Origin of the sequence: Clostridium sp. AN503 (assembly GCF_040719375.1) — a bacterium.
Taxonomy (GTDB): Bacteria; Bacillota; Clostridia; order Lachnospirales; family Lachnospiraceae; genus Brotaphodocola.
Map to the genome: position 1 here is coordinate 2,407,861 of NZ_JBFDTP010000002.1, position 19,232 is coordinate 2,427,092.

General features: G+C 48.9%; 21 protein-coding genes and 2 pseudogenes. 6 read left to right on the forward strand and 17 right to left on the reverse strand.

From position 1 onward, the window contains the following. Positions 1 to 2 precede the first annotated feature (2 nt). Positions 3 to 1,340 (reverse strand): type I glutamate--ammonia ligase, encoded by a 1,338-nt coding sequence (gene glnA / locus AB1I67_RS18590; protein WP_367031566.1) that lies wholly within the window; start codon positions 1,338 to 1,340, stop codon positions 3 to 5. 367 nt (positions 1,341 to 1,707) lie between these two features. Next, a complete protein-coding gene (locus AB1I67_RS18595) occupies positions 1,708 to 2,661 on the reverse strand; it encodes a hypothetical protein (RefSeq protein ID WP_367031568.1) in 954 nt (317 codons plus the stop codon). Between the two features lie 361 nt (positions 2,662 to 3,022). Here AB1I67_RS18595 and AB1I67_RS18600 point away from each other — a divergent pair, with 361 nt between their 5' ends. The 3 genes and pseudogenes from AB1I67_RS18600 to AB1I67_RS18610 form a co-directional block, all read left to right on the forward strand. Then, positions 3,023 to 3,511, forward strand: a complete 489-nt coding sequence (locus tag AB1I67_RS18600; RefSeq protein WP_367031569.1) for a GNAT family N-acetyltransferase — start codon at positions 3,023 to 3,025, stop codon at positions 3,509 to 3,511. A 149-nt stretch (positions 3,512 to 3,660) separates the two neighbouring features. Beyond that, positions 3,661 to 4,170, forward strand: coding sequence for a hypothetical protein (locus tag AB1I67_RS18605; RefSeq protein ID WP_367031571.1), 510 nt, complete (start codon positions 3,661 to 3,663; stop codon positions 4,168 to 4,170). A gap of 684 nt (positions 4,171 to 4,854) precedes the next feature. Next, a pseudogene (locus AB1I67_RS18610) lies at positions 4,855 to 5,043 on the forward strand (DUF4241 domain-containing protein); the annotation flags it as partial. A gap of 393 nt (positions 5,044 to 5,436) precedes the next feature. Here the strand turns inward: AB1I67_RS18610 and AB1I67_RS18615 are convergent. The 6 genes and pseudogenes from AB1I67_RS18615 to dapF form a co-directional block, all read right to left on the reverse strand. Then, on the reverse strand, positions 5,437 to 6,450 hold the full coding sequence (locus AB1I67_RS18615) for an IS3 family transposase (RefSeq protein WP_367029303.1): 1,014 nt from the start codon (positions 6,448 to 6,450) through the stop codon (positions 5,437 to 5,439). 11 nt (positions 6,451 to 6,461) lie between these two features. After that, the gene (locus AB1I67_RS18620; RefSeq protein WP_367029304.1) at positions 6,462 to 6,881 is read right to left on the reverse strand and encodes an HTH domain-containing protein; all 420 of its coding nucleotides are present in this window, start codon (positions 6,879 to 6,881) and stop codon (positions 6,462 to 6,464) included. 653 nt (positions 6,882 to 7,534) lie between these two features. Further along, complete coding sequence (locus AB1I67_RS18625) at positions 7,535 to 9,397, reverse strand: heavy metal translocating P-type ATPase (RefSeq protein ID WP_367031573.1); 1,863 nt, start codon at positions 9,395 to 9,397, stop codon at positions 7,535 to 7,537. 65 nt (positions 9,398 to 9,462) lie between these two features. Further along, positions 9,463 to 9,687 (reverse strand): cation transporter, encoded by a 225-nt coding sequence (locus AB1I67_RS18630; protein ID WP_367031574.1) that lies wholly within the window; start codon positions 9,685 to 9,687, stop codon positions 9,463 to 9,465. A gap of 72 nt (positions 9,688 to 9,759) precedes the next feature. After that, positions 9,760 to 10,123, reverse strand: a pseudogene (locus tag AB1I67_RS18635) (metalloregulator ArsR/SmtB family transcription factor). Between the two features lie 245 nt (positions 10,124 to 10,368). Further along, positions 10,369 to 11,229 (reverse strand): diaminopimelate epimerase, encoded by an 861-nt coding sequence (dapF, locus tag AB1I67_RS18640; RefSeq protein ID WP_367031576.1) that lies wholly within the window; start codon positions 11,227 to 11,229, stop codon positions 10,369 to 10,371. Positions 11,230 to 11,427: 198 nt separating this feature from the next. Between dapF and AB1I67_RS18645 the strand changes: the two genes are divergently transcribed. Then, positions 11,428 to 12,303 (forward strand): AraC family transcriptional regulator, encoded by an 876-nt coding sequence (locus AB1I67_RS18645; RefSeq protein ID WP_367031578.1) that lies wholly within the window; start codon positions 11,428 to 11,430, stop codon positions 12,301 to 12,303. A gap of 29 nt (positions 12,304 to 12,332) precedes the next feature. Here AB1I67_RS18645 and lepB read toward each other — a convergent pair whose 3' ends face one another. Genes lepB through AB1I67_RS18670 form a run of 5 tightly spaced genes read right to left on the reverse strand, consistent with a single transcriptional unit; the run spans position 12,333 to position 14,672 of the window. Further along, positions 12,333 to 12,878, reverse strand: a complete 546-nt coding sequence (gene lepB, locus AB1I67_RS18650) for a signal peptidase I (RefSeq protein ID WP_367031580.1) — start codon at positions 12,876 to 12,878, stop codon at positions 12,333 to 12,335. Positions 12,879 to 12,901: 23 nt separating this feature from the next. Next, positions 12,902 to 13,141, reverse strand: coding sequence for a hypothetical protein (locus tag AB1I67_RS18655; protein ID WP_367031581.1), 240 nt, complete (start codon positions 13,139 to 13,141; stop codon positions 12,902 to 12,904). Between the two features lie 17 nt (positions 13,142 to 13,158). After that, positions 13,159 to 13,386, reverse strand: a complete 228-nt coding sequence (locus AB1I67_RS18660; protein ID WP_367031583.1) for a hypothetical protein — start codon at positions 13,384 to 13,386, stop codon at positions 13,159 to 13,161. Positions 13,387 to 13,408: 22 nt separating this feature from the next. Next, the gene (locus AB1I67_RS18665) at positions 13,409 to 13,615 is read right to left on the reverse strand and encodes a DUF4177 domain-containing protein (protein WP_367031585.1); all 207 of its coding nucleotides are present in this window, start codon (positions 13,613 to 13,615) and stop codon (positions 13,409 to 13,411) included. Positions 13,616 to 13,667: 52 nt separating this feature from the next. Then, positions 13,668 to 14,672 carry a hypothetical protein gene (locus AB1I67_RS18670; protein WP_367031586.1) on the reverse strand — a complete coding sequence of 335 codons (1,005 nt, stop codon included), beginning with the start codon at positions 14,670 to 14,672 and terminating at the stop codon, positions 13,668 to 13,670. Between the two features lie 354 nt (positions 14,673 to 15,026). Here AB1I67_RS18670 and AB1I67_RS18675 point away from each other — a divergent pair, with 354 nt between their 5' ends. Further along, the gene (locus tag AB1I67_RS18675; RefSeq protein ID WP_367031588.1) at positions 15,027 to 15,224 is read left to right on the forward strand and encodes a helix-turn-helix transcriptional regulator; all 198 of its coding nucleotides are present in this window, start codon (positions 15,027 to 15,029) and stop codon (positions 15,222 to 15,224) included. A 2-nt stretch (positions 15,225 to 15,226) separates the two neighbouring features. Further along, positions 15,227 to 15,712 (forward strand): hypothetical protein, encoded by a 486-nt coding sequence (locus tag AB1I67_RS18680; protein ID WP_367031589.1) that lies wholly within the window; start codon positions 15,227 to 15,229, stop codon positions 15,710 to 15,712. Positions 15,713 to 15,790: 78 nt separating this feature from the next. On the opposite strand, the gene AB1I67_RS18685 is transcribed toward AB1I67_RS18680, so the two are convergent. The 4 genes from AB1I67_RS18685 to AB1I67_RS18700 form a co-directional block, all read right to left on the reverse strand. Further along, positions 15,791 to 15,964, reverse strand: a complete 174-nt coding sequence (locus AB1I67_RS18685; protein WP_367031590.1) for a hypothetical protein — start codon at positions 15,962 to 15,964, stop codon at positions 15,791 to 15,793. A 391-nt stretch (positions 15,965 to 16,355) separates the two neighbouring features. After that, complete coding sequence (locus AB1I67_RS18690) at positions 16,356 to 17,288, reverse strand: ketopantoate reductase family protein (protein WP_367031591.1); 933 nt, start codon at positions 17,286 to 17,288, stop codon at positions 16,356 to 16,358. Positions 17,289 to 17,335: 47 nt separating this feature from the next. Beyond that, positions 17,336 to 17,692, reverse strand: a complete 357-nt coding sequence (locus AB1I67_RS18695) for an MGMT family protein (protein WP_367031592.1) — start codon at positions 17,690 to 17,692, stop codon at positions 17,336 to 17,338. 72 nt (positions 17,693 to 17,764) lie between these two features. After that, complete coding sequence (locus tag AB1I67_RS18700) at positions 17,765 to 19,132, reverse strand: MATE family efflux transporter (protein WP_367031593.1); 1,368 nt, start codon at positions 19,130 to 19,132, stop codon at positions 17,765 to 17,767. Positions 19,133 to 19,232 lie beyond the last annotated feature (100 nt).

Here is a 19,232-nt window from a genome sequence, read left to right on the forward strand (position 1 = left end):
TTCTAGTATTTATACAAATACTCCTCCACTTCCCAGTCGGTCACTTCTGCCCGAAACTTCTTCCATTCTGAGTTCTTTGCCTCCAGATACTTCGTATAAATATGTTTTCCCAGCAGTTCCCGAACAAACACACTTCGCTCAAATGCCTCCAGTGCCTCCCCCAGCGTTTCCGGAAGCTGTTCAATGCCGCGCAGCCGCATCTCATCTTCAGACATGGCGAAAATATTGTTGTCAACGCTTGCCGGCGGTACCATCTCATTCTTGATCCCATCCAGCCCCGCCGCCAGACATGCCGCCAGCGCCAGGTACGGGTTCACAGCCGTATCAGGGCATCGAAGCTCGATCCGCGTACTGCTCCCCCTTGATGACGGGATCCGTATCAATGGACTGCGGTTGGCTGAGGCCGACCATGCAATATAAACCGGCGCGTCATACCCCGGAACGAGACGCTTGTAGGAATTGACCAGGGGATTGGTCAGGATCGTGATCTCCCTGATATGCGTTAAAATCCCCGCCATAAACTGATACGCCACCCGGCTCAGCCCCAGAGTATCGCTCTCGTCGATAAAGGCATTATGACCGCTCTTATCTGCCAGGGACATATTGATATGCATGCCGGAACCATTGACCCCCGCCTTCGGCTTCGGCATAAAGGTCGCATGAAGCCCGTGGCGTTTCGCGATCGCCTTTACCGCCATCTTGAAGGTCATGATATTGTCCGCGGCATTTAAACCTTCCATATATTCCAGATCGATCTCATGCTGGGCCGGAGCGATCTCATGGTGGGACGCCTCCACACCAAAGCCCATCTCCTCTAAGTTCAGAACAATATCCCGGCGCACGTTCTCCGCCATATCAATAGGCGCCACGTCGAAGTATCCGGCAGTCTCATGGGTCTCGGTAGTCGGCTTCCCGTCGTCATCCGTGTGGAACAGGAAGAACTCGCACTCCGGCCCCACATGAAAGGTATATCCCATGTCGGACGCTTCCTTCAAAACTTTTTTCAGTACATATCTGGGGTCTCCCTCAAACGGCTCCCCGTTAGGGCGGTAGACATCACAGACCAGGCGAGCCACCTTGCCCTGCTGCGGCCTCCATGGGAATATCTCAAAGGTGTCGTAATCAGGATACAGATACATGTCAGACTCCTCGATCCGGACAAATCCCTCGATAGCAGAGCCATCAAACATACAGCGGTTATCCAGAGCCTTCTCCAGCTGGCTCGCCGTAATCGCCACATTTTTCAGCATGCCGAAAATGTCCGTAAACTGAAGGCGTATAAACTCTACGTCCTCCTCTTCCACCATGCGGATGATGTCTTCCTTGCTATAATTACTCATTACTTTTCTCCCTTCCTTCTCACAGGCTTCATTAAAAGTTCCGCTTGCAGAACTTTCGCGCTGCCGCGCGGCTGCTTCAGCAACCATCTGCCTCTGCGGGGCGGCATTGGTTCACTTGGCGAGTTTACGAGCCTGGTGAACAAGCCCACCGCGTGCTGCGCATCCTTACGGAGCGTTTTGATCCATAGAACGCATTTCCTATGAATCAAAAAGGATGTCGCCCAGAATGCAAAAGAGGGCGTCAGATAAGCCGCTGCATAAACGGCCTTCCATGTAACACCCTCGTTCCATGGTTTGATGATAGCAGTTCCGGGTTTTTTTGTCAATAAAATGTTCGTATTCATGCAGAGTGGTAACCACCAAATGTTTACACTCGGTCAGTCCCCACATCAACCCCTGCTTTTGCAGCCTCTTTCCAATACGCTGTCAGGTATTCTTCCGCAATGTCAGCGCTCACCGAAAACTTTCGCTGAAGCCGCTCTCCCACCGCCTCACGGGAAAGTCCAAACTCCTGACAGGTCTCCACAAGAGCTCTTGCACCTTTGGCAATACCGATTGCCTCTCCTTTCGCTTCCCACTCTTCCCGTTCCATCTCCATATGGCGTTCTTCGTCATATTCTGTCAGAAACATTGTCATCACCTCCGCTTTATGACCGGACAATAGATCCTCTAAGATACCTTCCCGGATACAGTCATTAACCGCCTGGTCCAACGCAGTTTCCACAGGCAGCCCGCTCCTCTGATAATCCCGGATCTTCTCAACAAACTGGGCGTACTCCTTAAGCCTCCTGCAGCTCTCCATCAACTCCCGGTTGTGACCGCTGTTGATGTTCAGCATCGTAGCCCGCACCTCCAGACACGGTATCCTGGATATCCTCTCACTGTTTTCCCCACGCCCGTTTACAGATATCTTAAATGCATCCGAAAGCAGCAGTTCTTTCCGGTCAGGCGCTTCCTGAGATCCGTTATAGAATACAAAATACTGCGGAAACGGCAGCTGTTTTAAACTGGTGCTGAATATATTGATCTTATGCTGATCAATATATTTCTGATACAGCTTCGCAAAATAAGAAAGCCCTCGCACCGGCATGTTAGGGTTGTAGGAGCTTTGATGTTCCCACAGGTTTAGGGTATTATCGATCAGGAACGATATATCATTCTTCATATGGATGTAAATGGCATCCTCCAGTGTCGTGATCTCCAGATCGTCGGGATTGTCATAATGGCTTTTATTCAGGCCGTTGTACAGATCCAGCAGATCCTCCGGCCTCTTAAAAACCATCACAAATACTTTATCCTTGTGTTTTCTGTTTCTTCTCATTACTGCTACCTCCATTATAAGATGTTTTAGATGTGTTTTCAATCATGAAATCCGCGTAAGACAAAAGAAATGTCCCGACAGCAAAACCTGTAAAACGCTGAAAAAATAGTAAAACCAACTAAAAGCTGCTGCATAAACTCATGTGCCACATAGAGCCAGGAAATCTTTGGCGAACCGCCATTAAATTACACACTAAAGATTTCGGAAACCGACGCAGAAAAGAATTCCGCGGGAAACTTCCCTTACTATACAATATCCACGGAGGGTTGTCAAGAAACGATTTTGACACGAAAGCCTGTTGTCGGCCATTCCATAATATGATAAGATGAAACTGTTAAATCGGAACTTGCCGAGGTGAGAAATGGAAATTCGATATATGATATCTGCCGATGATAGAATGGAGATAAGTAAGATATATGAAGAAAGTTGGAAATATGCATATAAAGGCATAATACCTCAAGACAATCTTGATTCGATTCCTAAAGGACGCTGGTCGACAAACTTAGATAACCCAAACTGGAAAACATTGATTTGCATTGACGATGGCAAAATTGTGGGAACAAGCAGTTTTTGTAAATCCCGTTTTAAGCAGTTTCCCGACTGGGGTGAGATTATATCAATATATCTGCTGCCGAATTATATGGGTAAAGGTTATGGAAAAACTCTTATGAAGTCCACTCTTTCAGAATTGAAAAGGCTGGGATATAAAAATATCTTTTTATGGGTACTGGAAGAAAACATCAGAGCACGGCATTTTTATGAACAATTTGGTTTTTCACCGACTAATGATTTTATAAATGATAATATCGGGGGGAAAGAATTGCGGGAAATCCGATATGTTTACAAATAACTCTAGCTACATTTCATCAGATATGCTTTGGATGAGTGACAATGATATTGCAGTAATTCACTATAATAATGTTCCCCTTATTGGGGAAGTGCGTCTCAGGCAGACAAAGCATGCTCGACAAATCGAAATCTAAAGGAGGACATTAGCATATGAAGTTTCGAAAAAAAGACATTCAGTTAATGACCGATGGAATGGGGATTGTGTTCTATTCACCTAAAACGAATAAGAATATTCCTGAAGGTTCCAACTTTCTTGACGAAGAATATTCAAACCCAGAGGATGTGGCAAAGCACATCAAAAAGGGGGATGTAGTAGGCTTTTGCACCGGGAGCAGCGGAAATTACACACTCAAATTTAGAGAGGGCTACCCAGAAGAAAACCTGCTGGAAGAATACCCTGTTGCGATTCGTTTAGGTATTGATATTCAAGACGAAAAGTTATGCGTAATTGATTTATTTTGGTTGTCGGAGTGGGGTGCGGAGTGTCCTCTGGAACAAACTATCCCTATAGATTCGGGATATTATCATATTACTTTATGCACGAGAAAACCTGATTCAGGAATTTGGGGCGATAAGCAGACTATATTTGTCTATTTAAATAAATTGGATTCCATGCCAGAATTGACCTGGCCTGGCGTACCCCAGCTGCTTCCTCGATGATCAGTCAGCAACATAACTTCCAGTTCGTTTAGTAGCTGAGTAAATCTAAATTTGCAGGAATCAGGAGACGATAATGATGGCTAAGCAATTAAGCGCAGCGCAGTACCTTTGGTAAATATTTGGAACTATGCAGAGCAGTTGTTGGAAGATAACTTGATTTCAAAACATGGATTTTCTAAAAATAATGAACATACATATCAACATATTTTGCTCTTTACCAACCAAAAAAACTCTTACATTGTAATTATCATTGATATACTTCACAAAACCATCTTAGGTCATTACATTCTTGACTTAAATGAAAAATAAGTTTCTTTTTGCTCCGGATCATAAAACGGATCCCATCAGCTTTGGGGGCAGCAACCTTGACGGCATTCTGCGGCAGCTAAAGGAACAGCAACTCATACCATAAAAATGGAGGAATTTATGAAACATTTTATACTACTAGCATTTGCAAAAACACTTGTCATCACGATAGGAAGCAGCTTGATATATGTTCTATACGGCCTAATATCCGGCAACCCTTTTGATATAACCCTGAAATTTGAAATCATATTTTTCCTGGCAATATTTATTTCCAGTTTAATTGGATATGTATGGAAGGATCGAAAAAAGTAACGTAATACCTTGTCATATGATTTTAGCAAATAATACTGACAAATCAGAATATACCGGGGGCATAGTATGAATAAAGAGCACTATCTCACTTGCGATGAATGTGGGAGCGAATTTCTAAAATCCTCTTCAAAAATGATGGCATTGTGTCCCGAATGTGCCCACATTCTGTATGGCTATCCCAATTGTCCACACACTTTTAAAAATGGACGCTGTATATATTGTCATTGGGATGGAAGCCAGAGTGAGTATATTAAATGGAAAAAGAAAGATCAACCATAAGATTGTCACTTCAAAAATCACCATATCGATCTGAAAGGAACATCTGATGAGGCGATTTCGAAAAATAACAGTTGTTAACATAGAATATAAATGGCTCTTCAGATACGATCATTATGATTATATCAATTATCCCTATCTGCTAATCGTAATGAACGCTTCTCCAAAAGCAGCATTGCGTATAACTTTTCCGCTCACAGACCATTTTTTATTAAACAGCGGTTTACCCGCAACTTTTCACGGACAAAAGTTGAACTGTCCCCCTTGTCAAGGACATTTTTAAAAGTGGGGCAGTTTATTTTTCCTCCTCTTTTACCTACATCCTGTTCTCAGATGTCCTGTTTTCTATTATTATGGTATTCTATGATAGTTTTAAGTAATCTTGTTACTTTGAAGTATTCTGCCTCCTAATTCCTCCGGCCTTTTTGTAATCACCGGACAGGACGGCCTGTTGGGGATATCCAGTGGATACTTCCCAGTGATGAAAAAGTCATAAAACTCGTTTGGGGCTAACTTTGCAAGTTTCCATTGGTAACGCTCATTATTGTAGTACTCCATATAGTCATCTATCACACACTTTACTTCGATGAACGCAGCACAATCCGCCAGGTTTCCCCTGATGTGGTCCTTCATATGCCCGAAGAAGCTTTCCTGCGGGGCATTGTCCCAGCAGCAGCCCTTGCGGGACATGGACTGGCGCAGTTTTCTGTCATAAAGGATGTTGATAAAGCTTCGGCTGGTATAATGACAGCCCTGGTCGCTGTGGATAATTGTTTCGGCATGCAGGGAGATTCCATGGTCTGCGATCAGCCTCTCCACTGTTTCCAGTACGAAGTCCACTTCCAGCGATTCGCTGAGCACATAAGAGAGTATCTGTTTCGTAAAAGCATCCAGGATCGTAGACAGATAAGCAAACCTTCCGGCATAAGGCAGGTAAGTGATATCTGTCAGCAACACCATCCTCGGCCCATAACTTTCGAACTCACGGCGGAGCAGGTTATCCGAAACACTTCCGGTCCGGAGCGCTTTTGCGAGTCTCTTATTGGGATTCGGGCCCCGGTATGGGCAGGACAGCCGGAACTTTTCCATCAGCCTGCGGATCTTTTTCAGGTTCATGATGACCGGAGGGTCACTGTGGAGCAGAGCCATATGGATGCCCCGGGCTCCTTTGGGATAACCGTGCTGCTTATAAGCGGACAATACCAGCTCGAAATCCCGGCGGTCCTCCTCTTCCTTCTGCTCACGGACCGGGGCAGCTTTCAGCCAGGCATAATAGCCGCTCCTGGAAACCCCGGCTGCCGAACAGAGTTCTTTGGCGGAGAGGGTGTTCCCGTTCTGTGCTAGGGTCTGCTGAATAATCTCAAAAATACACGAAGAGTCGTTCATGAGCAGTGCACCTACTTTCTGGTAGTTCTGACTGCAGAAATTTTTTTTAAAAACTCCACTTCCTGTTTCAGGTAATCGACCTCATGCCGAAGCTGTTTCAGTTCTTCTTTTTCAGATGCATGGTTATCACCCGTCTGCTCCTGGGGCTGCCTCTTTCCATGTGTGTAGTTCCCTTCGTAGAAACAGCCGTATTTCTTGTACTGTTCCCGGATGTGGCCGGAAATACTCCAGATCCTGCGCTCCCCCAGGATGGCCGGGTTATAGCCGTGATCCTCCAGAATCTTCCGGGGAAGTTCCCCTTTCTGGTATTCTGAATAAAAGATCTCTTTGAACTCTTTGGTAAGGTTCAATTGAAACTGGGTCACGCTGTAGGTGTAAGGGTTTTGTCGCAGCAACAGTATTTCTTCTTCGGTAAAGGGTTTTCTGCTCATGGTATTCCTCCTGTTGTTCTTAATTTAAGAATACCATAAGGAAAGTGAATATGCCAAAAGAAAACGGGGGCCAGGCTAAAGTTCCGGGGTGCAGTCCAATAAACCGGGTACACCAGCAGAGTGTGTGCATTATAAGGGGACGGGAATGCAGGGGGCTGTTCATATTTAAGGGGCTGACAAGGCGGTCTGTCTAAAAAGAGGGTCCCCCACTTTCCAATGTGTCCACACTTATGGGTACATTATAAGTTGTAATTAACCTCCCCCCACCACCATCCCCCATCCCCCAGCCAGCCCTTTTCCATCCCCCAAAGCGGCGCAGTTTTTTCCCAGCGGCAGCCAGTACACAGGCCGGGAAGGGGCAGCGGGAACTGGGCGGTGAGATGGGATTGCATATTGCGGAGGCCTGGAAGCGCTTAGGTCCTGGCAGCAGAAAAAGCGGGGGCGCAGTTTGACGCACCACGTCAAACTGCGAAGGGACCGGAGAGGCGGATTCATCAAGAATCCGGCTCGACTGTCCCTTGCACCCCCGCTTTTTCTGTTGTCAGGGCCTTAGCGCTTCCCGCCGACGACAAACAGCAATCCCGGCTCACCGCCCAGTTCCCGCTGCCCCTTCCCGGCCGTACTTCCGCCACTAAAACCCCCCGCTTTCCACCTCATTTTTTATAGGACAACGCCCGGATCGCATTCAGGATCGCCAGCACCGACACGCCCACATCTCCGAACACCGCCGCCCACATGGACGCGAAGCCCAGCGCAACCAGGATCAATACCAGGATCTTCACCCCAATCGCAAACACAATATTCTGCCGCACGATCTTCATGGTCTTCCTTGCAATCTGGATCGCATCCACGATCTTGGACGGTTCATCATCCATGATCACCACATCCGCCGCCTCGACCGCCGCGTCAGAACCAATCCCGCCCATGGCGATTCCCACATCGGCCCTCGCCAGCACCGGCGCATCATTGATGCCGTCGCCCACAAATGCCAGAGTCTTTCCAATCGTCTTTTTCGAGAGCAGTTCCTCCACCTTTGCCACTTTATCACCCGGCAGAAGATTTCCGAACACCTGGGTGATACCGATCTTTGCAGCTACCTTTTTGCCTACTTCTTCCTTGTCGCCAGTCAGCATAACCAGATTGTGCACGCCCTGTTCTTTAAGCCCAAGAAGGGCCTCCGGCACATCCGCGCGGACCGTATCAGCGATCACGATCGCCCCCAGATACTCGGTCCCCTCCGCAAGATAGAGTGTCGTTCCCAATACCTCTGCCGGAGTGTCGATGACCACCTGCTGCTGGTCCATCAGCTTCTGGTTGCCGATATAAAGATCCTTCCAAACTCCATCCACCTGAATCTGCGCATGAATTCCCCGACCGGAAAGCTCCTCCACCTGACCGATCCGCCCGGTGTCGATCTCTTTTCCGTATGCCTCTTTTACAGAGAACGCGATCGGATGATTGGAATGGTACTCTCCCAACGCTGCCAGCTCCAAAAGCTCCGTCCTGCTGCCATGCACCGGAGAAACCTCCGTCACCTGGAATTTCCCGGTGGTCAGAGTTCCCGTCTTATCAAATACCACCGTGTCCAGGCTGCCCACTGCCTCCAGATAGTTGCTTCCCTTCATCAGGATACCATTCTTCGACGCAGCGCCCAAACCTCCGAAAAAGCTCAAAGGTACCGAGATCACAAGAGCACATGGACAGGATACCACCAGAAAACTGCATGCACGGTATACCCAGGTGCTCCACGCCCCGCCCAAAAACAGCGGCGGCACCAGTGCCAGGAGCAGCGCTAAAACTACCACAATAGGAGTATACACTCTGGCAAACCGGGTGATAAAGGTCTCCGCCTTCGCCTTTCTGGAGCTTGCATTCTCCACCAGCTCCAGGATCTTCGCTACGGTAGAATCATCAAATAATTTTGTGGTCTGCACCTCGATCACACCGTTGATGTTAATGGAGCCGCTGACAACCTTTTCCCCGGCCTCCACCTCTACCGGCATGGATTCCCCGGTCAGCGCTTTGGTGTCCAGGCTGGTGCTTCCCCTGGTGACCACACCGTCAAGCGGCACTTTCTCTCCGGGACGGATAATGATCGTATCACCTACCGCCACCTCATACGGATCTACCTGCCGCTCCTGTCCGTTTTCAAGGAGATTGGCATATTCCGGGTTGATATCCATTAAGTCCGTGATGGATTTGCGGGATTTGTTTACCGCATAATCGCTGAACAGTTCGCCCACCTGGTAAAACAGCATGACCGCAACCGCTTCCTCTAAAGACCCAACCACGATCGCACCGATCGTAGCTACCGTCATCAGAAAATTCTCATCAAACACCTGTCCCTTTGTGATATTACGGGCGGCTCTGAGCGGAATGTCATATCCGGCAAGCAGATATGCGATAATAAATGGAATCCATGCCGGACCACCGCTATGCTCCAACAAAATGGCGAGAATAAAGAATACAGCACTGGCCGCCAGCCGAAGTACCATCTTTTTCTGCTTCTTTGTCATATTACCTCCTAATTATGGTTTTACTTATCACGGCTTTATCAGCCGTGATCTTATTTATGATGATGTTACCGCAGCACCTTGAACTCTGCTTCCGGCTCAATCTTATCTGCCAGTACCCTTGCTGCCTCAACCATCTCGTCCTCTCTGCCGTCCTCCACTTCCATGGTAAGACGCTGGGTCATAAAGCTCAGAGAAGCATCCTTCACACCGCTTAGTTTCTTTACGCCCTCTTCAATCTTTGCAGCACAGTTGGCACAGCACAATCCTTCCAGCTTGATTATTTTTTTCATTCCTTTACTCTCCTTTTTCATTGATATAATTTGTTTTTCCCGGTATTCTTATCCGTTTCTTTTTCCTCAGCATCATTCACTGATATGTTCCATACCCTGTGCCAGGATTGTCTGGATATGGGCATCTGCCAGGCTGTAAAACACAGTCTTGCCTTCCCGCCGGAAGGATACCAGACGCATCTGCTTTAATATCCTGAGCTGATGAGAGATTGCCGACTGGCCCATCTGGAGCAAAGTCGCAATATCGCACACACACAGCTCCGACTGGCTGAGCGCATACAGGATCTTGATCCTGGTCGAATCACCAAAGACCCGGAAAAACTCCGACAGATCCAAAAGCCTGCTCCCCTGGCATAACCCCTTCTACCTTTTGGACAATCTCCTCATGCACATGCATGAACTCACAAGTGCCTTCCTTTACTTCCTGTTCAATCATCTCTTTTTCTTCCTGGGTCATGTAGTTCCTCCATTTCTTTCTATAATAAACTCTAAAGACTGCCAAAAACATATGAACAACTATTCATATGTTTATATTACCACATATTCTTATATTGTCAATAGGTTCTGCCCATTTTTATTATTCTTACAAAAAATCATATAACAAAAGGGCATGAGATCACCCACGCCCTTCACATTTCACATTTCAAAATTAATTACACAGTCCACTATTCCTGCTCCCGATCACTTTAACGCCCGAAGCTGCTGGCTCAGCTCCTCTCCCAGTGTCATCCTGCCCACATACAGCACCTCTCCGGTCATCAGAACGCTGTTATCCTCTTTGATCTCGATCTCCAGAGTGCCTCCCGGCATTTCCACATAGGTCTTGGGATCTGTCAGCCCCATACGGTAAGCTACGCCTGCCGCCGCACAGCAGCTGGTCCCGGATGCCAGGGTATATCCCGCTCCCCGCTCATAGGTCTCAATCTGGATATGGGTCCGGTCGATCACATTCATAATGGTCGTATTGATCCGCTCCGGGAAATATTCCGCATTCTCCGAATACCGCCCGATCCTGCACACGATCTTTTTGGAGATCTCATTTAAGAAGATCACCAGATGGGGATTGCCAATGGAAACGCAGGTTGCCTTGTACGGGATCTCATGGAATACCATGGTCTCATCAACAACCTCACGCCGTTTTCCTGCCACAGGAATCTCATCGCTCCAAAAGGACAGCTTCCCCATGGAAACAGTCAGCCTGGCGCCCGTCTCATTTAAGAACTGCACGTCCACCGGACCACCCTCAGTCTGGATAATGGCATGTTTCTTTCCCACATATCCTGCGTCCTTTAAGTATTTCGCGTAAATACGGATTCCATTTCCGCTGGATTTGGACCGGCTTCCGTCCGGATTCCAGATCCTCACGTCCACTCCGCTCTCATCAAACAGCGGCCCCTCCAGGATCCCGTCAGCTCCCACGCCGAAATTCCGGTTGCAGATCAAACGCACCCGTTCCTCCGTTAGGGGAAATGGATTGTGCTGTGTATTGTAGATGAGATAATCATTTCCCAGTCCATGATATTTTTCAAGTGTGATATTCATAAGAAATTCCTCCGTTTTTCTCCAAAAACCTTCTGTTACCTTCTATTAAACCATCACTTTCCTGCAATTAATTCATGATTTGTGCTTTATTTATTGCAGATTGTGCTATATAATAGAAAAAATGGGTTTTTGAGCCGAACGAAAAAATCAGAAAAGAAAGATCAGGAAACTGATCGGAAAGGAGCAGCCTTGCCAAAGATGCCACAGACCTGTCCGCTGGTCGGCGACGCCGACAATTATGATAAACGAGGTTATCTGACGGAAGATTTCCGCCTGTTCCATTTGAAGGATACCGGTGTGCAGGAGATCTCCTTTCACTACCATGATTTCGATAAGATCATCCTGTTTTTATCCGGGGATGTGACCTACCTGATCGAAGGCCGATCCTACAGGCTCCAGCCCTGGGATATCGTGCTGGTGAACCGCAATGAGATCCATCGGCCTGTCATCAGCCCAGAGGAGCCCTATGAACGGATGGTCATCTACTTATCCCCCGGATTCCTCTCCGACTACCGGACAGATGCCTATGACTTATCCGACTGCTTCCGGACCGCCCGCGAGAACCATACCCATGTCCTGAGAATGCACCGGTCTGCCCGGCGCTCCCTGACGGATTCCATCGAAAGGCTGGAAGCCTCCGTCGCCGACACGGGCTATGCCCATCCGCTGTACCAGCGGGTCCTGTTTCTGGAGTTTTTGATCCAGCTCAACCGGATCGCAGGAAGCAGGAAGCTGGACTATCCGGAGACCCCGGGATCTGACAGCCGGATTCTGGAAGTCATGGATTACATACGGGACCATTTATCCGAGCCGTTGTCCATAGATTCTCTGGCGTGCCGTTTCCATTTCAGCCGTTACCACCTGATGCGGCTTTTCAAGCAGGAAACCGGCTACACCCTCAGCCGTTACATTACGAATAAGCGGCTTCTGTCCGCACGCGAACTGCTCGGCACTGATATCCCGCTCACGGATATCTGCTACCGCTGCGGCTTCCAGAACTACTCCTCCTTCTTCCGCGCATACAAGGCCGAATTCGACGAAGCGCCGCGTGCGGGGCGGCGTCATGACCGCTGACCTGGATATCCCCCGCCCACAGCATACTCCTACCGGAGCTTCCCAACAGATGGATAATAGCGGAAAACCACTTTTGCGATGATCTCCTTCTTCGGCACATAAGGATCTCCCCACCCCCGCGCATCAGCAGAATGGTTCCGGTTATCCCCCAGCATCAGATAGCAGCCCTCCGGAACCTCAAAGTGATAATCCTCCGAGTCCATCTCCTCCGGCAGATACGGCTCTGCAAGCGGCTCCTTTGCCCCATCAATATAAATGCGGCTGCCAAGAATATCCACAGTCTCTCCCGGCAGTCCGATGACCCGTTTGACCAGCCTTGTCTTATCCTTCCCCGGTTCCGCCTTGTGGTCAAAGATCACGATATCCCCCCGCTCCGGCTCACGGCCAAAACGGTAAGAAAGCCTGGAGCCGACGATCCTGTCCCCGGTCATGATCGTCTTTTCCATGGAGTCAGAAGGAACTGTGCTGTTGGCGATCAGGCAGGAATTAGTAAAGAGCGCGATCGCTGCCGCTGCTGCAAGGATCTTGATCCACTCCAGGATTTCTTTTTTCATATCAAACGGTTTATCCGCCATATCTTTTACACCTCGCATCTGTTTTATCGATCAGAGTCCTGCTCTGAATGCGCTCCTTCCAGCTCCCTGATCCGTCTTTCCAGTTCATCCACCCGTTCTTCCTGACTGATCCAGACACAGATCAGAACAGCCATCAAAAATGCAATGGACGCAGCAGTACGGTATGGATGTTGGCTGAAATAAAACAAATGAAACCCGCCAAAGAAAAAGAACATTGCCATAAATACAAAGCACATGAAAAAAGTCTGTATAAACCGCTTCAATATTGTCACCTCCAAACCTATTTTAACAGCTTCCGGATCAGGATCTTTCCAATAATACAAAGCGTCAAAGCCGCCGCCAAAAGCACACCATACATAAGTATCCCTGTATACCATGGAGCTGACTGCCATTCGTAGATCATTGGATGGGTCTTATAGTCCCAGTACGTAAATCCGGCATATCCGAAAAATCCGCCGATCAAACAGCCAGCCAGCAAATTGATCCATTGATTCAAACGTTTATACATACCAGGACCCTCCTTCGCTCAGCTATTCCTCTTTTTGAAATATCAGCGATATGGTTTCCATATCTCCCGTCCCCCTTGTTTCCAACGGAACATACCCGGTGTATTCCCAACCGCTCTCGATTTTATCTTTGATCATATCCTCAATCCCTTCGAAACTGTATTTACTCCCCTTCCCCAAACCATACCCAACCAATACAGAACTGACTTTTACAAATTCTACCTTCCTCATGGCCCTTATCCCTCCTTCTATCTATTCTATCCCATCTATCATCACATTTTGTCTATATCAACCAGTTCCCCAAATGGACACCGATGCCCGGCAATAAATAATTGAGCCCGATCCCCAGCAAAAAGCTGGTCAGATTCGCCGTAATCGTAAAGATCAGGATCCGGCGCTGTCCACAGGATACAAGCCGTCTGCGGTAAACCAGATATTCTACATAAACCACCCCCGCTTCACCGGCTGCCACAAAAATCAGATAGGGGATCTGGAGTACAGAGGTTCCAACGAACAACAACAGGTTAAAAATAATATTACTTATAAAATTCACCAGAAATACAACCGGCCACGGCCGAATCCGGAAAAAGAAGGCAACCACAGATTCCGTCACCGCGTTAAGTACCGCCCTCACGGTCAGGTAAACCATACCCAACAACAGAAATAAGACAAGCACCACAAAGCTTCCCAGCCTGGCTCCTTTATAAATATCGGGAGATAACCGGCCTGCAGCGCAATCATAGTCAATTACGCCTGTCAGATACGCATGCCTGCCAGGTTTGACAGACGCCGCATCAGATACAGACAGGACATTTCCCTCACGATCTACCAAAGCCGCCTTGATCGTACCGAAATTGCGCTGAATATATTGAAGATGCGTCTCACTTCCCGCATAAGCCCCGCTGCCAAAAGAAAGGGGGTGAGCCACTCCGTTTCCATCACCGTCCTTCTGCATTTTCATCCTGGAAACAGCATTTACCATATGAAAAGAATAGCTGATGTACCCCTCCCCATCCCGATACTGCACAATCGGCGCTTCCTCTGTCAGGCCAGTCTCATCCGCCGCCGGCTGGTTAAAGCTGCAGTAATAAGGATCATCCTGAGACATAGGGATCAGAAGCTCCAGATATACAGCCTCTTCCGGAACATTCTCAGGCGAAATCATAAGGTAGCTGGCCGCAGCCGGACTGTTCGCCAGGCTCACGCTCATGCCAAACCTCAGCACAATGGCAAAAACGAATACAAAAAGAAGCAGACCAAACCCTCTTCTGCACTTAAAATTGCTCACGCTCATTTATCCTTTCTCAAATATTTCAGACAGCACGCAATAAATAAGATAAGCGCAATCAGCTTGGCGATGTTAAAAACCAGACTAAACGCCAGTGTCACAAAACCTGTAACCATCACGATAATACACCTCCTCGAAATCCGGACCAGTTTTCTTTTATTATAGAATGTCCCGCCTGGAAATAATAGTGGCGTAAATATTAAGATTCCTTACAAAAACACAGATCTATTTAAAAAACATTATAAAACAAAATAGTAAAATCAAAATGTAAAATTCACTTGACATTATATGTAAAGCACGCTATACTATTTTTGTAAAGCAAACATTACATTTTCAAGAAAGGAGCCTGCATCTTTGGAATCGAGAATACAGGAACTTAGAAAAAGCAGCAAGATCACACAGGAAGAGCTTGCCGAAGCAGTCGGCGTGACCAGGCAGACGATCATATCCCTGGAGAACGGCAAGTACAACGCATCTCTGCAGCTGGCCCACCGGATCGCCCGGTTCTTTGGCCTGAGTATAGAAGACATATTTTTATTTGAGGAGGAATGAACATGTGGTTGAACCAGTTATTTACAGAAACACCGATTGATTTTGACAGGCGCTGCCGTAACCGGATTGCCCTGGGCGTCCTTATTGCAGTTTTAGGCGCAGTTACACTCCTGCTTCCATTTGCCGTCAAACATCTCCCCGTACTTTTCCTGGAACCGGGATGGCAGGATTATGTCCCTGACTTTTATACCGGCCTGGGATTCGGACTTCTCGCCGCAGGGATCATCACTGCACTGAAAAATAACCGCTACCTTAAAAATCCCGGTTTAAAAAAAGCCCGTGAAATCTACGAGACGGACGAGCGGAACCGGATGCTGGGCCTGCGGTGCTGGGCTTATGCCGGATACAGCATGTTTCTCGCATTGTATCTCGGTGTGATCATCAGCGGCTTCATAAGCCTGACCGCCATGAAGGTGCTCTTTGCCGTCGCAGCTGTTTTCAGCCTTCTGCTGCTGATCTTCAAAAGGCTGCTGCAACGTTCCATGTAATAAACCATAAAAACGCCGCTGCGCTGCGCCGGATAACCAGGCCCTGCCCCAGATATTCAGCCAGCACAGCAGCGCTTATCAAAACTCTGCCTCTGTTCTCATCTTCTTCATACTCGCCTTAGACCGCCAGAATTCCCTTTGCCTCGCAATCTTAAGCCTTATAAACCGTTCAAACGCTTCAGGCTCATCAATGACCGGCATGATCTCTTCCAGAAGCTCCGTCTCCCATCTGCTGTGCTGAAATTCAACCACAATAAAAAACCACCCGCTATCATCAATCCATATCCTCGATGAGCCCCCCGCTCCCCTCTACGCAGCCCCATCCCATCAGCCACAAGCCACCCCAGCGGAGCCAGAGCACAGGCCGGTAAGGGGCACGCGGGAATTGGGATGCGGGCTGGGGATGCATCTTGCGGAGGCCTGGAAACACTTAGACCCTGGCGCCAGAAAATCCGGGGGCGTATCCTGATGCACAACATCAGGATACGAGGGGACCGGAGAAGCGAATTCATCAAGAATTCGGTTCGACTGTCCCCGCTCCCCCGGATTTTCCGGTGTCAGGGTCTTAGCGTTTCCCGCCGACGGCAAACAGCATCACCGGCCCGCATCCCAATTCCCGCGTGCCCCTTACTGGCCGTACCTCTCACCGCCCGTACCTCTCCTCCAAAACCCGAATGGCATGATACAAAAATTCATTAAGCGGCGTCGCCACTCCAACCTCTTTCCCCAGGCGGACCACAGTCCCGCCGAACATCTCCACCTCGGTCTTTCTCCCATGCTCGATATCCTGCAGGGTAGACGGCTTATTGTCAAACGGCACCTTCTTTAAATGATCCAGATGCTTTACCGCATAATCCTCATCAATATCAATGCCCTTCTTCCGTGCTATATCAATTACCTCTTTCGCCACCATCACCCGCAGCGCATTGGCATGCTCACTGGCTCCCCAGGCTCCAAACGGTATCCCCAGGACTGCCGCCACCTGATTCTCACTGACATTGCAGACGTATTTCATCCAGATGGCTTTCTCCATATCCTTCTGAATGACCGGCCGGATCCCGGCCTGCTCGAACAGTTTCTTAACCGCCAGCACATTTGCGGACAGCTCCTCATTACGCCTCTCCCCAAATTCCACACAAGCCGTTGCCGGATTGAATGAAACCTGGTTGCCGTCCATCACTACGCTGAGCCTCACCAGCGAATAAAGAAGCCTGTCCCAGCCATAGACAGCCGCCACCCGTTCCTCGCTCTCGATCCCATTTAAAGGCGACATCAATATGGTATCCGGCCCAATCTGGTTTTTGATATCCTCAAGTGCCTGGGAAAGCCCGGTCATTTTCGTAATGATGACCGCCAGATCAGCATACCCGGTCCGTTCTTCCGGGGAAACAATGTGGAAATGGTATGGCTTCCCATTGATCACAACGCCGTCCCGCTCCAGGCGCGCCTTCCGCTCGCCCCCCGCGATCACCCGCAGCCCATCCCCCAGTACCGGTTGCAGGCAGCTGGAAAGATAACTGCCAATAGCCCCCAGGCCGATCAGGGCCACCGTTTTGATCTCTTTGATCTGATTCATCTGCATTCTCCTCCTGTCTCCAGAATCCTATTGAAATACTCTGCTGTTTAAATGCCCTGTTCCTTAAAGTATTCCCGGAACCACAGCGCCTCCTCCAGAGTATTCTTCCATCCATATGTCTTCATATCCACCCGGTTGTCCCGGTCAGGATATATGCCCTCTGCTTCCAACAGCCTCCTCTGGGTATCCGGCCCGTCAAAAGACTGCGCACCGGTCAAATAGCCTTTGGAATTGACTACCCGGTGTGCGGGCGCCTCCTTTCCTGCCAACCCGCGGTTCAAAGCATATCCGACCTGCCGAGCATTCCCCGGCATCCCGCAGAGAAGAGCAATCTGCCCGTAAGAAGATACATTTCCTCGCGGAATTCCCCCGCAAACAACCTCAACCCGTTTATAAAAATCCATATTTCCTCCCCAAAATACCGCTGCAATCAAATATCCGTATGCCGCAAAACGGCCTGCCGCGCCGGACCTCCATCAGACTGCCTGCTTCTTCCTGATCTTCAGCTTGCTGAAAAACAGATAATACACCGCAAACAGCACCGTTGTAGTCACCCAGGTCAGCGGATAGCTGAACATGATAGTGAAAATATTTCTGGAAAGCGGCACCACACACAGGATCCATATCACACGCAGCGCGCAGACTCCGAAACAGCACAGCATCATGGGGATCCAGCAGTCTCCCACGCCCCGCAGCGCGCCGGAAAGGATCTCAATCGCTACATAGGTCACATAAACCGGAGACAAATAACGCATCATGGCAATCCCGATCTGGATCACATCTGCATCCGTCGTAAACAGCTCATAGCCGTAGACGCCCCAGTTATAGATCAGAACTGACATTCCCACAGAAGCGATCACGGACATGGCCATGCAGACCCGCACTCCGCTGCGCACCCGTTCATGCTTACCAGCCCCATAATTCTGGCCCACAAAGGTCGTGACTGCGATGCCAAAGGAACTCACCATCATCCAGAATACCGCATCGATCTTACTGTATGCCGTCCATGCAGCCACTGTATTGGTCCCAAGGGAGTTGATCCCCGTCTGAATGATCACATTGGACGCCCCATACATGACCGACTGCAGTCCTGCCGGGAAACCAATCCGGATGATCCGCTTCAGCATCCGCTCATCCAGTCTGACCTGCGGCCATTCCAGGCGATACATGTCCTTAGTACGCATCAGGCAGACCACCACCAGCACTGCGCTCAGTACCTGTGACAGGATCGTAGCCAGTGCCGCCCCCAGAACCTCCAGCTTGAAAACCACCACCAGGATCACGTCCAGAGCAATATTCACCAGACAGCTGGCCATCAGGAAATAGAGAGGCCTTCTGGAATCCCCCACAGCCCTTAAGATCGCTGCACCAGTATTATAGATCAGATTTCCTATGATACCTGCAAAATAAACGCGGATATAGAGCACCGACATATCCAGTACATCCTCCGGCGTGCCCATGGCTTCCAGCATCGCAGGCGCCAGCCAGATCCCCAGCACCATGATGACAGCTCCTGACAGGATGGAAAACGCTACTGCCGTATGCACCGCATACCCGACCATCTCCGGCCGCTTCGCCCCATAGTACTGGGAAATGATCACCGATGCGCCGGAAGAAAGGCCCACAAAAAAACCCACCACCATCTGAGTCAGCATACCCGTGGAACCGCCTACCGCCGAGAGTGCTTCCTTGCCCACAAACCTGCCCACGATCATGGCATCCGCCGCATTATAAAGCTGCTGAAAAAAAGTCCCGAACAGGATCGGGAAGAAAAACAACAGGATCTGCTGCCAGATAACCCCTTCTGTTATCTGATTCTGTCTGGCAATTTCCGTACGCTCCATATATGTAACCTCACCACATTTTTCATTTGTTTATCGCCGCAAATATCGTATACCAGGATTACTATAGCTCATTTCCCCATCTCAGTCAAGCATGGCCACG

Excerpts from the sequence above, each read along its gene's own strand:
- glnA (WP_367031566.1), bottom strand. The coding sequence starts at position 1,340 with ATGAGTAATTATAGCAAGGAAGACATCATCCGCATGGTGGAAGAGGAG.
- AB1I67_RS18595 (WP_367031568.1), bottom strand. The coding sequence starts at position 2,661 with ATGAGAAGAAACAGAAAACACAAGGATAAAGTATTTGTGATGGTTTTT.
- AB1I67_RS18600 (WP_367031569.1), top strand. The coding sequence starts at position 3,023 with ATGGAAATTCGATATATGATATCTGCCGATGATAGAATGGAGATAAGT.
- AB1I67_RS18605 (WP_367031571.1), top strand. The coding sequence starts at position 3,661 with ATGAAGTTTCGAAAAAAAGACATTCAGTTAATGACCGATGGAATGGGG.
- AB1I67_RS18615 (WP_367029303.1), bottom strand. The coding sequence starts at position 6,450 with ATGAACGACTCTTCGTGTATTTTTGAGATTATTCAGCAGACCCTAGCA.
- AB1I67_RS18620 (WP_367029304.1), bottom strand. The coding sequence starts at position 6,881 with ATGAGCAGAAAACCCTTTACCGAAGAAGAAATACTGTTGCTGCGACAA.
- AB1I67_RS18625 (WP_367031573.1), bottom strand. The coding sequence starts at position 9,397 with ATGACAAAGAAGCAGAAAAAGATGGTACTTCGGCTGGCGGCCAGTGCT.
- AB1I67_RS18630 (WP_367031574.1), bottom strand. The coding sequence starts at position 9,687 with ATGAAAAAAATAATCAAGCTGGAAGGATTGTGCTGTGCCAACTGTGCT.
- dapF (WP_367031576.1), bottom strand. The coding sequence starts at position 11,229 with ATGAATATCACACTTGAAAAATATCATGGACTGGGAAATGATTATCTC.
- AB1I67_RS18645 (WP_367031578.1), top strand. The coding sequence starts at position 11,428 with ATGCCACAGACCTGTCCGCTGGTCGGCGACGCCGACAATTATGATAAA.
- lepB (WP_367031580.1), bottom strand. The coding sequence starts at position 12,878 with ATGGCGGATAAACCGTTTGATATGAAAAAAGAAATCCTGGAGTGGATC.
- AB1I67_RS18660 (WP_367031583.1), bottom strand. The coding sequence starts at position 13,386 with ATGTATAAACGTTTGAATCAATGGATCAATTTGCTGGCTGGCTGTTTG.
- AB1I67_RS18665 (WP_367031585.1), bottom strand. The coding sequence starts at position 13,615 with ATGAGGAAGGTAGAATTTGTAAAAGTCAGTTCTGTATTGGTTGGGTAT.
- AB1I67_RS18680 (WP_367031589.1), top strand. The coding sequence starts at position 15,227 with ATGTGGTTGAACCAGTTATTTACAGAAACACCGATTGATTTTGACAGG.
- AB1I67_RS18690 (WP_367031591.1), bottom strand. The coding sequence starts at position 17,288 with ATGAATCAGATCAAAGAGATCAAAACGGTGGCCCTGATCGGCCTGGGG.
- AB1I67_RS18695 (WP_367031592.1), bottom strand. The coding sequence starts at position 17,692 with ATGGATTTTTATAAACGGGTTGAGGTTGTTTGCGGGGGAATTCCGCGA.
- AB1I67_RS18700 (WP_367031593.1), bottom strand. The coding sequence starts at position 19,132 with ATGGAGCGTACGGAAATTGCCAGACAGAATCAGATAACAGAAGGGGTT.